The sequence below is a fragment of the Ancylobacter sp. FA202 genome (assembly GCF_000380205.1).
Classification (GTDB): Bacteria; Pseudomonadota; Alphaproteobacteria; order Rhizobiales; family Xanthobacteraceae; genus Ancylobacter.
The window spans coordinates 380,166-393,116 of sequence record NZ_KB904818.1 but is presented as its reverse complement, the minus strand read 5'-3'; the positions used below and the strand labels follow the sequence as shown (position 1 = coordinate 393,116).

Genomic DNA, 12,951 nt, shown 5'->3' with positions numbered 1-12,951 from the left:
CGGGAGCACAAGCTGCACATGTCAGTCGAGGTTGAAGAGAAGATGCTGGACACGCCGGAGAACTCCGCCCGCCCGATTTCCGCGCAGGGCGACGAGGTCGCCAAGTTCCGTGCCGCGGTAATCTCCAAGCTCACCTATGCGGTGGGCAAGAACCCGGCCGCCGCGAGCGATCGCGACTGGTTCCTCGCCACCGCCTTCGCCACCCGAGACCGCATCGTCGACCGCTGGATCACCTCCACCCGCCAGACCTATTCGGAAGGGCGCAAGCGGGTTTATTACCTCTCGCTGGAATTCCTCATCGGCCGGCTGCTGTTCGACGCGCTGACCAATATCGAGATGCTGGAGACCGCGCGTTCGGCGCTGGGCGATCTCGGCGTCGATCTCGATCGGCTGCGGCAGGTGGAGCCGGACGCGGCGCTGGGCAATGGCGGCCTCGGTCGGCTCGCCGCCTGCTTCATGGACAGCATGGCGACGCTGTCCATCGCCGCCTATGGCTACGGCATCCGCTATGAGAACGGCCTGTTCCGCCAGATGATCAAGAATGGCTGGCAGCACGAATATCCCGAGGACTGGCTGTCCTTCGGCAATCCCTGGGAGTTCGAGCGGCCCGAGGTCTATTACGACATCGGCTTCGGCGGCTCGGTCGAGGCGATCGCCGTGGGCGGCGACCGCAAGAAGCAGGTCTGGCATCCCGCCGAGACGGTGGAGGCGGTGGCCTATGACACGCCGATCGTCGGCTGGCGCGGGCGGCACGTGAACACGCTGCGCCTGTGGTCGGCCCGCGCGGCCGACCCGATCCGGCTCGACGCCTTCAACCAGGGCGACCATGTCGGCGCGCTGGTGAACCAGGTGAAGGCCGAGGCGATCTCCAAGGTGCTCTATCCCTCCGACGCCACGCCGGCGGGGCAGGAACTGCGGCTGCGGCAGGAGTATTTCTTCACCGCCGCCTCGCTGCACGATCTGATCCGCCGCCATGTCGACAGCTTCGGCGATGTGCGCTCGCTGCCGGACAAGGTGGCGATCCAGCTCAACGACACCCACCCCGCCATCGCGGTGGCCGAACTGATGCGGGTGCTGGTCGACGAGAACGACATCGCCTGGGACGAGGCGTTCGACATCACGGTGCGGACCATCTCCTACACCAACCACACGCTGCTGCCGGAGGCGCTGGAGACCTGGCCGGTGCCGCTGATGGAGCGGGTGCTGCCGCGCCACATGCAGATCATCTACCAGCTCAACGCCAAGCATCTGGAGCGGGTCCGCACCGAATTCCCCGGCGACGACGCGCTGCTCGGCTCGGTGTCGCTGATCCAGGAAGACCATGGCCGGCGCGTGCGCATGGGCAATCTCGCCTTCCTCGGCTCGCACTCGATCAACGGCGTGGCGGCGCTGCACAGCGACCTGATGACCACCACGGTGTTCAAGGATTTCTACCGCCTGTTCCCCGAGCGGATGAACAACAAGACCAACGGCATCACCTTCCGCCGCTGGCTCTACCAGGCCAATCCCGGCCTCACCAACCTGCTGGTGGAGGTGTGCGGGCCGGGCGTGCTGGACGACTATTCCCAGCTCACCAAGCTGGAAGCCCTGGCGGGGGATTCGGCGCTGCAGGACCGGTTCATGGCGGTGCGGCGGCAGAACAAGGTGGCGCTGGCCCGGCTCATCCGCGACCGGCTCGACATCAAGGTCAATCCCGGCGCGCTGTTCGACGTGCAGATCAAGCGCATCCACGAGTACAAGCGCCAGCTGCTGAACGTGCTGGAGACCATCGCCCTTTATGACGCGATGCGCGCCAACCCGGCCAAGAACTGGGCGCCGCGGGTGAAGATCTTCTCCGGCAAGGCGGCAGCCAGCTACCAGATGGCCAAGCTGATCATCAAGCTGGCCAATGACGTGGCGAAGGTGGTCAATGACGACCCGACCGTGCGCGACCTGCTGAAGGTGGTGTTCCTGCCCAATTACAATGTCAGCCTCGCCGAAATGGTGATCCCGGCGGCCGACCTGTCGGAGCAGATCTCCACCGCCGGCATGGAAGCCTCCGGCACCGGCAACATGAAGATGGCGCTCAACGGCGCGCTCACCATCGGCACGCTCGACGGCGCCAATGTCGAGATCAAGCAGCATGTCGGCGACGACAACATCTTCATCTTCGGCCTGACCGCCGCCGAGGTCGAGGCACGCCGCGCCGCCGGCGTCGACGAGGCCGAGTCGATCCGCAATTCGCACCATCTTGGCGAAGTGCTGGATGCGGTCGGCTCCGGCGTCTATTCGCCGGACGAGCCGGACCGCTTCAAGCCGCTGGTCGACGCGCTGCGCTACCACGACTACTTCCTGGTCACGACCGATTTCGACGCCTATTGGGACGCCCAGCGCAAGGTCGATGCGCGCTGGAACAACCGGTCGGCGTGGTGGCAGTCGAGCCTCATCAACACCGCCAATATGGGCTGGTTCTCCTCCGACCGGACAATTTCCGAATACGCCAAGGACATCTGGAACGTGCCGGTGCGGACGATCCGCTGAGCGACGCTCCAGCAACGAACGCCGCCGGCCTCACCGCCGGCGGCATCCCGGACGTGCCGCCCTGCCGGGTGGTGGGTGGTGGGTGGCGGGTCGGCGCGCCTGTCCACCGGTCGGCTGTCCCGCTGCCGGTCCTGCCGCCGGTAGCGCGGCGTTTACCTGATGCCGCGTTATGTGGCTGCGACGTGTGGACTTTGTGCTGGCGGTAGAGGAACCTTCACTGCGCACGGGGCTTGTCCCCGGTGTTTTGGCTCAGGAAGGGTTGGCAGTGATGCATCCGTGGCAGGCGCCCGAACGGGAGGTCGACGCTCTCGTCGCAGGCCGCCATCACGACCCGTTTTCCCTGCTGGGGCCGCACGAATCGCCGCAAGGCCTCGTCCTGCGCGCCTTCGTTCCCGATGCGCAGACGCTGGAGGCCATCGAGCCTGACGGCACGGCGATCGCCTCGCTGATGCTCCGCAACGCCGCCGGTTTCTTCGAGGGGCTGGTGCCCGGCCGCCCGGCCTGGGCGCGCTACCGCCTGCGCGCCCGCAATGCCGGCGGCGAATGGCTGATCGACGACCCCTATTCCTTCCCGCCCGTGCTCGGCCCGCTCGACGACCATCTGCTGGTCGAGGGCACCCACCGCACGCTCTATGAGCGGCTCGGCGCCCATCCCGATTCGCATGAGGGGATCGACGGCGTGCGCTTCGCCGTCTGGGCGCCCAATGCCGCGCGGGTGTCGGTGGTGGGCGATTTCAACCAGTGGGACGGGCGCCGCCACCAGATGCGCAAGCGCGTCGACAGCGGGCTGTGGGAGATTTTCGCGCCCGGCGTCGGCGAGGGCACGATCTACAAATACGAGATCGTTTCCGCCGATGGCCGGCTGCTGCCGCTGAAGGCCGACCCGTTCGGCTTCGCCGGCGAGTTCCGCCCGGCCACCGGCTCGATCGTGGCGCGCACCGATACGTTCGCCTGGAGCGACGCTGAGCACATCGCCGCCCGTGCCGAGGGCGAGGCGCGCCGCAAGCCGATGAGCACCTATGAGGTGCATCTGGGCTCCTGGCGACGCGGCGAGGAAAACCGTTTCCTCACCTATGACGAGCTGGCCGACCAGCTGATCCCCTATGTGCAGTGGATGGGCTTCACCCATATCGAGCTGCTGCCGATTTCCGAGCACCCGCTGGACGCCTCCTGGGGCTACCAGCCGATCGGCCTGTTCGCGCCGACCAGCCGCTTCGGCGACCCGGCCGGCTTCGCGCGTTTTGTCGACAAGGCGCATCAGGCCGGGCTGTCGGTGATCCTCGACTGGGTGCCGGCGCATTTCCCCACCGACATTCACGGCCTGTCGCATTTCGACGGCGGGCCGCTCTACGAGCATTCCGACCCGCAGCGCGGCTTCCACCCGGACTGGAATACGGCGATCTACGACTTCGGCCGCCGCGAGGTCGCCAATATGCTGATCGCCAACGCGCTGTATTGGCTCGACCGCTTCCATGTCGACGGGCTGCGCGTCGATGCGGTGGCCTCGATGCTCTATCTGGATTATTCGCGCAAGCACGGGGAATGGTCGCCCAACCCCGATGGCTCGAACGACAACAAGGACGCGGTGTCGTTTTTGCGCCGCGCCAACGAGATCATCTATGCCGAGCATCCCGGCACGGTGGTTATCGCCGAGGAATCGACCTCCTGGGCCGGCGTTTCGCAGCCGGTGTTCGCCGGCGGGCTGGGCTTCGGCTTCAAGTGGAACATGGGCTGGATGCACGACACGCTCGACTATCTGTCGACCGAGCCGATCTACCGCCCCTGGCACCACGACAAGGTGACGTTCGGCGTCACCTACGCCTTCTCGGAGAATTTCGTGCTGCCGCTGTCGCATGACGAGGTGGTGCACGGAAAAGGCACCATCCTCACCCGCATGCCCGGCGACGACTGGCAGAAATTCGCCACTATGCGTGCCGGCTATGGGATGATGTGGGCCAATTCCGGCAAGAAGCTGCTTTTCATGGGCCAGGAATTCGCCCAGCGCCGGGAATGGAGCGAGGAGCGCTCGCTCGACTGGCACCTGGTCGGCATGGGCCCACACCATCGCGGCATGCAGTTGCTCGTGCGCGACCTGAACCTCGTCTATCGCGAGACGCCCGCCCTGCATGCCCGTGACTGCGAGCCGGAGGGGTTCAGCTGGATCGTGGTGGACGACCGCCAGCAATCGGTCTTTGCCTGGGCCCGCTATGGCGACGCCGACGACGCGCCCGTGGTGATGGTGGCGAACCTCACCCCGGTGCCGCGCTCCGATTACCGTGTCGGCCTGCCGCGCGCCGGCCGCTGGCGCGAAATCCTGAACACCGATGCCGCGCTCTATGGCGGCTCGGGCATGGGCAATCTCGGCGAGGTGACGGCGGTCGAGGAACCGGCGCACGGATTGCCGGCCAGCGCCGCGCTTGTGCTGCCGCCGCTCGCCACGCTCTATTTCAAATGGGAACCGGAAAGCCGCGCCGACACGGCCGACCTACCCAAGCAGAACCTGAACTGAGGGAGATGACGCCACATGGCACGGCCGACGATGCAGAATGCTCCACTGGCCCGCTCCGCGATGGCCTATGTTCTTGCCGGTGGCCGTGGCAGCCGCCTGATGGAATTGACCGACCGGCGCGCCAAGCCGGCGGTGTATTTCGGCGGCAAGTCGCGGATCATCGACTTCACGCTTTCCAATGCCATCAATTCCGGCATTCGCCGCATCGGCGTCGCCACCCAGTACCAGGCGCACAGCCTGATCCGGCACATGCAGCGCGGCTGGAACTTCCTGCGCCACGAGCGCAATGAGAGCTTCGACGTACTGCCGGCCAGCCAGCGTGTCTCGGAGACCATGTGGTATCTGGGAACGGCGGACGCGGTCTATCAGAACCTCGACATCATCGAGGCCTATGACACCCGGCACATCATCATCCTGGCCGGCGACCACGTCTACAAGCAGGACTACGAGATCATGCTCCAGCAGCATGTCGACACCGGCGCCGATGTGACGGTGGGCTGCCTGGAAGTGGCGCGGGAGGAGGCGAGCGCCTTCGGCGTCATGCATGTCGACGAGAAGGACCGCATCATCTCCTTCCTGGAAAAGCCGAAGGACCCGCCCGCCATGCCCGGCCGGCCGGACAAGGCGCTGGCCTCGATGGGCATCTATGTCTTCGAGACCAAGTTCCTGATCGACCAGCTGCGCCGCGACGCCGCCGACCCGCTGTCGACGCATGATTTCGGCAAGGACATCATTCCCTACATCGTCAAGAACGGCACCGCCTCGGCGCATCATTTCTCGCGCTCCTGCGTGCGCTCCGACCAGGAGACGGCACCCTATTGGCGCGATGTCGGCACGGTGGACGCCTATTGGGAGGCCAATATCGACCTCACCGGCGTGGTTCCCGAGCTCGACCTCTATGACCGCGACTGGCCGATCTGGACCTATGCCGAGATCACCCCGCCGGCCAAGTTCGTGCATGACGATGAGGGCCGGCGCGGGCAGGCGATTTCCTCGCTGGTCTCGGGCGGCTGCATCATCTCCGGCTCCTCGCTGCGCCGGGCGCTGCTGTTCACCGGGGTGCGGATCAATTCCTATGGCTCGATCGAGAATGGTGTCATCCTGCCCTATGTCGAGATCGGTCGCTCGGCGCGGCTGAAGAATGTGGTGATCGATTCGCATGTCCGCATTCCCGAGGGCCTGGTCGTCGGCGAGGACCCGGAGGTGGATGCCAAGCGCTTCCGGCGGACGGAAAAGGGCATCTGCCTGATCACCCAGACCATGATCGACAAGCTCGCGCTGTAAGGCGCCGGCGATCGGCGTCACGTCACTCAACGTCAAGATTCGGGATCGGGCGTGTCATCGTTCAAGGTTCTCTCCGTCGTCTCGGAAGTCTTTCCGCTGGTGAAGACCGGCGGCCTCGCCGATGTGGCCGGCGCCCTGCCGGCCGCGCTGGGGCGCCATGGCGTGGAGGTGCGCACGCTCATTCCCGGCTATCCCACCGTGATGGCCGCGCTCGGCCATCGCGAGGCGGTGCACCGCTTCGACGATCTGTTCGGCGGGCCGGCGACACTGCTGGACGGCAAGGCCGGCGGGCTCGACCTGTTCGTCATCGACGCGCCCCATCTCTATGACCGGCCCGGCGGGCCGTATATGGGCCCGAACGGTCTCGACTGGGACGACAATGCGCGGCGCTTCGCGGCGCTGGGGGCGGTGGCCTCCGGCATCGGCCTCGGGCTGGTGCCGGGCTTCGTGCCCGACATCGTGCACGCCCATGACTGGCAGGCGGGCCTCGCCCCGGCCTATCTGCACTATGCCGGCACAAGGCGGCCCGGCACGGTCATGACGATCCACAACATCGCCTTTCAGGGGCAGTTCCCCGCCCATGAATTCGCCATGCTCGGCCTGCCGCCGCACGCCTTCGGGCTGCACGGGGTCGAGTATTACGGCATGGTCGGCTATCTCAAGGCCGGGCTGCAGCTGGCCGACCGCCTCACCACCGTTTCCCCCGGCTATGCCGGCGAAATCCTGCTGCCGGATGCCGGCATGGGGCTGGACGGGCTGCTCAACGCGCGCGGCCATCTGCTCACCGGCATCCTCAACGGGCTTGACGATGCCGGCTGGAACCCGGCCACCGACACGCTGATCGCCAAGCCGTTCGACGCCAAGACGCTGAAGGCCCGGCTCGCCAACAAGGTGGCGCTGAAGGAGGCGTTCGGGCTCGATGCCGATCCCGAGGCGCTGCTGTTCGGCGTGGTGAGCCGCCTGTCCTGGCAGAAGGGGCTGGACCTGCTGGCCGAGAGCCTCGACACGCTGCTGGGCCTCGGCGCGCAGCTGGTGCTGCTCGGGGCGGGCGATGCCGACCTTGCCGGGCGCTTCGCCGGGGCGGCGCATGCCCATCCCGGCCGCATTGGCGTGCAGCTCGGCTATGATGAGGGCGTCGCCCACCGCATCCAGGCCGGGGCGGACATGCTGATCGTGCCCTCGCGCTTCGAGCCCTGCGGCCTCACCCAGCTCTCCGCCCTGCGCTATGGCGCGCTGCCGCTGGTGGCGCGGGTCGGCGGGCTCGCCGACACGGTGATCGACGTCAACGAGATGGCGCGTTCGGCCGGGGTCGGCACCGGCATCCAGTTCTCGCCCGTCACCACGCCGGCGCTGCAGATGGCGCTGAAGCGCGCCGCCGCTCTGTGGCAGGACAAGCCGCTGTGGCAGAAGCTGCAGCGCAACGCGATGGCGACCGACGTTTCCTGGGAACGCGCGGCGCGCCAGTACGACACGCTGTTCCGCACCCTGGCGGCGGAGCGCGCCGCGTGAACGACTTTACCGTCTCGACCGGAAGCCCGGAGCCGCTCGGCGTCACCGCGGATGCGCGCGGCGTCAATGTCGCGGTGTTCTCGGCCCATGCCACCCGCATCGAGTTCTGCCTGTTCGACCCGGCGGGCGACAAAGAGATCGCCCGCCTGGCGCTGCCGGCCCGCACCGGCGACGTGTTCCACGCCCACATATCCGGGGTGCCGGCCGGCGCGCGCTATGGGCTGCGGGCGGCGGGGCCGTGGGCGCCGCAGGAGGGGCACCGGTTCAACCCCGCCAAGCTGCTGGTCGACCCCCATGCCTGCCGGCTCGACCGGCCGTTCACGCTTGATGCGGCGATGTTCGACACCCGCGCCAGTGGCGCGGAGCGCGACGAGACCGACAGCGCCTTCGCCATGCCGAAGGCGATCGTGTTGCCGGCGGCAGCTTCGCCTGTGATGGCGGCCCGCGCGCCGTTCCGCTGGGACCGGCAGGTGCTTTATGAGCTGCATGTGCGCGGCTTCACCATGCGCCATCAGGACATTCCGGCCGGCATGCGCGGCAGCTTCGCCGCGCTGGCGCAGCCGGCGGCGCTCGATCATCTGGTGCGGCTCGGCGTCACCACGGTGGAACTGATGCCGTGCATGGCGTGGATCGACGAGCGGCATCTGCCGCCGCTCGGCCTCAGCAATTACTGGGGCTACAACCCTGTGGTGTTCGGCGCGCCGGACCCGCGCCTGGCGCCGGGCGGCTTCGACGAGATTTCCCGCACCATCGCTGCCCTGCACGAAGCGGGGATTGCCGTCGTGCTCGACGTGGTGCTGAACCATTCCGGCGAGAGCGACGCGCTGGGGCCGACGCTGAGCCTGCGCGGGCTCGACAACGCCACCTATTACCGCCACGCCACCGATGATCCCGCGCGCCTGATCAACGATGCCGGCACCGGCAACACGCTGGCGCTGGAGCGGGCGCCGGTGCTGCGCCTCGCCATGGACGCGCTGCGGCGCTGGGCCGCCTGCGGGCTCGACGGCTTCCGCTTCGACCTCGCCGCCACGCTGGGCCGCCGCCCCGACGGCTTCGACCCGGACGCGCCCTTTCTCGCGGCCATGCAGCAGGACCCGGCGCTGCGCGACCTCGCTTTGATCGCGGAGCCCTGGGATATCGGCCCGGGCGGCTACCAGGTCGGGCGCTTTCCGCCGGGCTGGGGCGAGTGGAACGACCGTTTCCGCGACACCGCCCGGCATTTCTGGCGCGGCGATGAAGGGGTGGTGGGCGAGCTGGCGACGCGGCTGGCGGGCTCCTCCGACATTTTCGCCGGGCGCAACCGCCCGCTGTCGCGCGGCATCAATTTCGTCACCGCCCATGACGGTTTCACCCTGGCCGACCTTGTCGCCTTCGCCAACAAGCGCAACGAGGCCAATGGCGAGCACAACCGCGACGGCACCGACAACAATGTGAGCTGGAATCACGGCGTCGAGGGCTGGACCGACGATGCCGCCGTCAACGCCGCCCGGCGCGGCGATGTGCGGGCGCTGCTGGCGACGCTGCTGGTCGCGCGCGGCACGCCGATGCTGACCATGGGCGATGAGTGCGGCCGCTCGCAGGCCGGCAACAACAACGCCTATGCGCAGGACAATGAGCTCACCTGGCTCGACTGGTCGAAGACCGACGCGGAGCTGGCCGCCTTCACCGCCCGGCTGGTGAAGCTGCGGCTCGCCCATCGCGCGCTGCGCGGCGAGGCGCCGTTGACCGGGCGGCCGGTCGACGGCAGCGGCATTGCCGATGTCGACTGGCGCGACCCAGCGGGGGGCACGGTGCGCTGGAACGACGGCACGACACGCGCGCTGGTGGCGGTGTTCTATGCGCCGGAAGCCGAAGGGGAGGCGGCGGACCGGGTGGCGGTGGCGCTCAACGCCTCCGACGCCGCGCAGGCGCTGGTGCTGCCGGAGCCGCGCGACGGCTTCGTCTGGCGGGTGGCGGCCGATACGGCGCAGCCGGATGCCGAGGGTGGAGAACCCACCGAGGTGGCGCCGCGCGCGGTGCTGATCCTCACCGAGGACGCGCTGGCGACCGCGCCGCGCCGCGCCGCCGGGTCCGATCTGCTGGAGAAGCTCTCCAGCGCGGCCGGCATTGACGGCCAGTGGTTCAGCGCCGACGGCAAGGCGCAGAAGGTGGGCGACGACACCAAGCGCGCGCTGCTCGCCGCGCTGGGCCTGCCGGCCGGGACCCATGGCGAGGCCAATGACAGCCTCGCCCGGCTTTCCGCCCAGCATTTCGACCGCGACATTCCCTTTGCCTCCGTCATTCGGCAGGGCACGGCGCCGCTGCTGACGCTGGCGGGCGAGGCGGCGCAGGCGCCGCGCCGGCTCGACCTGACGCTGCTGCTGGAGGATGGGCAGGAGATCGACCTGCCAGTGCGGCCGGAGGAAGGCACGCGCCGAAGCGTCGAGCGGCCGGATGGACGGCAGGCGGTGCTGCGCGCGCTCGCCCTGCCGGAATTGCCGCCGGGCCGGCATAAGCTGCGGCTCGGCACGGAAGAATGCCGGCTCACCGTCGCCCCGCCTTCCTGCTATGTGCCGCCGGGACTCGCGAGCGGCGGCCGGCTGTTCGGCATCGGCACGCATCTCTACACGCTGCGGCGGGACGCTCTGGACCAGGGCATCGGTGATTTCACCGCGCTGGGCGAGCTCGGTGTGCGGGCGGCGCAGGCCGGCGCGCACACGGTCGGCCTCAACCCGCTGCATGCGCTGTTCCCTGACCAGCGCGAACGGGCGAGCCCCTATTCGCCCTCCGACCGGCGCTTCCTCGACCCGATCTATATCGACGTCGCCGCGCTCGGTGCCGACCTCGCGGGCTTTGCCGGCGTCGCCTCTGCCGAGGCGGTGGATTATCCGGGCGTCTGGGCGGCGAAGGAGGCGGCGCTCAAGCTGGCGTTTGCCGCCTTCGAGCAGGCGCCCGACGCCGATTTCGACCGTTTCGTCGCCGAGGGCGACGCGGCGCTGGCGCGCTTCGCGCTGTTCCAGGCCATTGCCGGCGCCTATCCCGGCACACACTGGCGCGACTGGCCGGACGGGCTGAGCGAAGCCGGCAGCGCGGCGGTGGAGGCCTTTGGCCGCGCCGATCCGACGGCGTTCCGCTTCGCGCTGTGGCAGCAATGGGTCGCCGACCGGCAATTGGCCGGCGCGGCCGAGCGGGCACGGGCGGCGGGGCTGTCGCTCGGCCTCTATCGCGACCTTGCGGTCGGTACCGCGCCTGATGGGGCGGAGGCCTGGGCCGAGGCCGACATGCTGATGCCGGGCGTCACCATCGGCGCGCCGCCGGACCCGCTGGGGCCGGAGGGGCAGAACTGGTGCCTGCCGCCCTTCGACCCGCTGGCGCTGCAGCGCGACGGCTATGAGCGCTATGCCGGGCTGGTGGCCGCCAATATGCGCCATGCCGGTGCGCTCAGGATCGACCATGTGATGGGGCTGCGCCGGCTGTTCCTCATTCCCGAGGGCGCGCGCGGCTCGGACGGCGCCTATCTCGCCATGCCGTTCGAGGCGCTGGCGGCGCAGGTGGCGCTGGAGAGCACGCGGGCGCAGTGCCTTGTGGTCGGCGAGGATCTCGGCACCGTGCCCTTCGGCATGCGCGACCAGCTGAACGCCGAGCGCATGCTCTCCTATCGCGTGCTGTGGTTCGAGCAGAAGGCCGGGGTATTCACGCCGCCGCAGGACTACCCGGCACTGGCGGCAGCCTGCGTCTCGACGCATGACCTGCCGACGCTGGCCGGCTGGTGGGAAGGCGTGGATCTGAAAGAGCGCCACGCGCTCGGACTGCTTGACGCGGAGGCCTATGCGGCGGGGCGGGTGGAGCGCGCCACGGAGCGCGAGCAGCTGGGCGCGGCGCTGCTGCAGGAAGAACTGATCACCGCGCTGCCGTCCACGGAGGTGCCGCTGGACGACGCGCTGCTGGCGGCGATCCATGCCTTCGTCTCGCGCACCCATGCCGCGCTGGCGCTGGCGCAGCTGGACGATCTCGCCGGCGAGACCGTGGCGGTGAACCTGCCCGGCACGGACCGGGAGAGGCCGAACTGGCGGCGCCGGCTGTCGCTGCCGCTGGAAGCGGTGATGGACAGCCCGCGCGCCAGGGCCGCGCTCGCCGCGATGGCGGGCGAGCGCGGCGGGGAGCCGTAGCGCTTACGGCGTGGTCGGCGCCGGAGTGGTGGGCGCGGGGTCGGTCGGCGCCGGCGTGGTGGGCGCCGGCTCGGCCGGGGTGCTCGGCTGAACGGCCGGATCATTGGCGGGCGGCATCGAGATTTCAGGCGCCGGGGGCGGCGGGGTGATGGGATCGGCCGCCGGCGGAACCGTCGGGCTCGCGGCGGGCGGGGACGGGTTTTCCGTCGGCTGGGTGGTCATCCGTCCCGAATACTGGACGGCGGCATAGGCGGCGATCACAAGAACGATCGCGGCCACGATCAACATCATATTGCGGCTCATTGAAGCGCGTCTCCGGCTTGGTGGTCCGGCCGCAGCGCCGGAAATCCGACAGTGCGCGCCCGGTCCACGAGGCATGGCTCCACGGGGTGCCCGCAGGCGGGGTCCGTTGCGGGAAAATCCACGGGCGTGGGGGCCGGCGAGCGGCCTGCCCGGGCGCAACAAAGCGGCGGATCCCGCGGATTTACCATTGTCGCAACGTCAATATTCGACGAAAGTTCCTGCTCCATTCCGCCGCAGGGCGGAACGCCGACAACCGAGCCGCGCCCACGCGGCCGCCCTGTCCACCTTCCGGACGGGCCCCAGGGGAGGGAAACACCATGCCGCACGCCGATTTCGACGTCGTCACCCTGTCGCCTTCCACCGTGCGGGTGATGCACCGCGTTGCCCACCACATCTACGAATTCGCGCTGGAACAGGATGGCAGCGGCCGCCGCGTGGTGCGTCGCGGGCCGCAGATCACCTTCGGGCGTGGCGGCGACGTGCCGGCGCTCGAACTTCTGACCGCGGCCGAGCAAGTGGCGGCCGCCACCGCCCGCCACACCGGCATGATCGACTGACACGGCGCGGCGTCCTTCCGCCGCCCTTCCGCCGCCTCCTTCCCTGACGATGTCGCCACCCCGCGTGGCGGCGGCCGGGCGCCCGTGCGTCTTGGTGCTGGAATCTCGCGTCCAATCATGT

Annotated in this window: 7 protein-coding genes; 6 read left to right on the top strand and 1 reads right to left on the bottom strand. The window is 69.0% G+C overall.

Features of this window, described 5'->3' with window-relative positions; genetic code table 11:
• Nucleotides 1-18 precede the first annotated feature (18 nt).
• The 5 genes from A3M1_RS0101760 (at nucleotide 19) to glgX (ending at nucleotide 11,970) form a co-directional block, all read left to right on the top strand.
• The gene (locus A3M1_RS0101760; protein WP_018387230.1) at nucleotides 19-2,520 is read left to right on the top strand and encodes a glycogen/starch/alpha-glucan phosphorylase; all 2,502 of its coding nucleotides are present in this window, start codon (nucleotides 19-21) and stop codon (nucleotides 2,518-2,520) included.
• Between the two features lie 268 nt (nucleotides 2,521-2,788).
• Nucleotides 2,789-5,029 (top strand): 1,4-alpha-glucan branching protein GlgB, encoded by a 2,241-nt coding sequence (gene glgB / locus A3M1_RS0101755; protein WP_018387229.1) that lies wholly within the window; start codon nucleotides 2,789-2,791, stop codon nucleotides 5,027-5,029.
• Nucleotides 5,030-5,044: 15 nt separating this feature from the next.
• The gene (gene glgC, locus A3M1_RS0101750; protein WP_018387228.1) at nucleotides 5,045-6,313 is read left to right on the top strand and encodes a glucose-1-phosphate adenylyltransferase; all 1,269 of its coding nucleotides are present in this window, start codon (nucleotides 5,045-5,047) and stop codon (nucleotides 6,311-6,313) included.
• Nucleotides 6,314-6,364: 51 nt separating this feature from the next.
• Complete coding sequence (gene glgA, locus A3M1_RS0101745; protein WP_018387227.1) at nucleotides 6,365-7,822, top strand: glycogen synthase GlgA; 1,458 nt, start codon at nucleotides 6,365-6,367, stop codon at nucleotides 7,820-7,822.
• Nucleotides 7,819-11,970 carry a glycogen debranching protein GlgX gene (gene glgX / locus A3M1_RS0101740; RefSeq protein WP_018387226.1) on the top strand — a complete coding sequence of 1,384 codons (4,152 nt, stop codon included), beginning with the start codon at nucleotides 7,819-7,821 and terminating at the stop codon, nucleotides 11,968-11,970. Before glgA ends, glgX begins: the two co-directional genes overlap by 4 nt.
• 3 nt (nucleotides 11,971-11,973) lie before the next feature.
• On the opposite strand, the gene A3M1_RS0101735 is transcribed toward glgX, so the two are convergent.
• Nucleotides 11,974-12,273: a hypothetical protein gene (locus A3M1_RS0101735; protein ID WP_018387225.1), complete on the bottom strand. Its 300-nt coding sequence runs from the start codon at nucleotides 12,271-12,273 to the stop codon at nucleotides 11,974-11,976.
• Between the two features lie 317 nt (nucleotides 12,274-12,590).
• Between A3M1_RS0101735 and A3M1_RS0101730 the strand changes: the two genes are divergently transcribed.
• Nucleotides 12,591-12,830, top strand: coding sequence for a hypothetical protein (locus tag A3M1_RS0101730; protein WP_018387224.1), 240 nt, complete (start codon nucleotides 12,591-12,593; stop codon nucleotides 12,828-12,830).
• Nucleotides 12,831-12,951 lie beyond the last annotated feature (121 nt).

Excerpts from the sequence above, each read along its gene's own strand:
- glgB (WP_018387229.1), top strand. The coding sequence starts at position 2,789 with ATGCATCCGTGGCAGGCGCCCGAACGGGAGGTCGACGCTCTCGTCGCA.
- A3M1_RS0101735 (WP_018387225.1), bottom strand. The coding sequence starts at position 12,273 with ATGAGCCGCAATATGATGTTGATCGTGGCCGCGATCGTTCTTGTGATC.
- glgC (WP_018387228.1), top strand. The coding sequence starts at position 5,045 with ATGGCACGGCCGACGATGCAGAATGCTCCACTGGCCCGCTCCGCGATG.
- A3M1_RS0101760 (WP_018387230.1), top strand. The coding sequence starts at position 19 with ATGTCAGTCGAGGTTGAAGAGAAGATGCTGGACACGCCGGAGAACTCC.
- A3M1_RS0101730 (WP_018387224.1), top strand. The coding sequence starts at position 12,591 with ATGCCGCACGCCGATTTCGACGTCGTCACCCTGTCGCCTTCCACCGTG.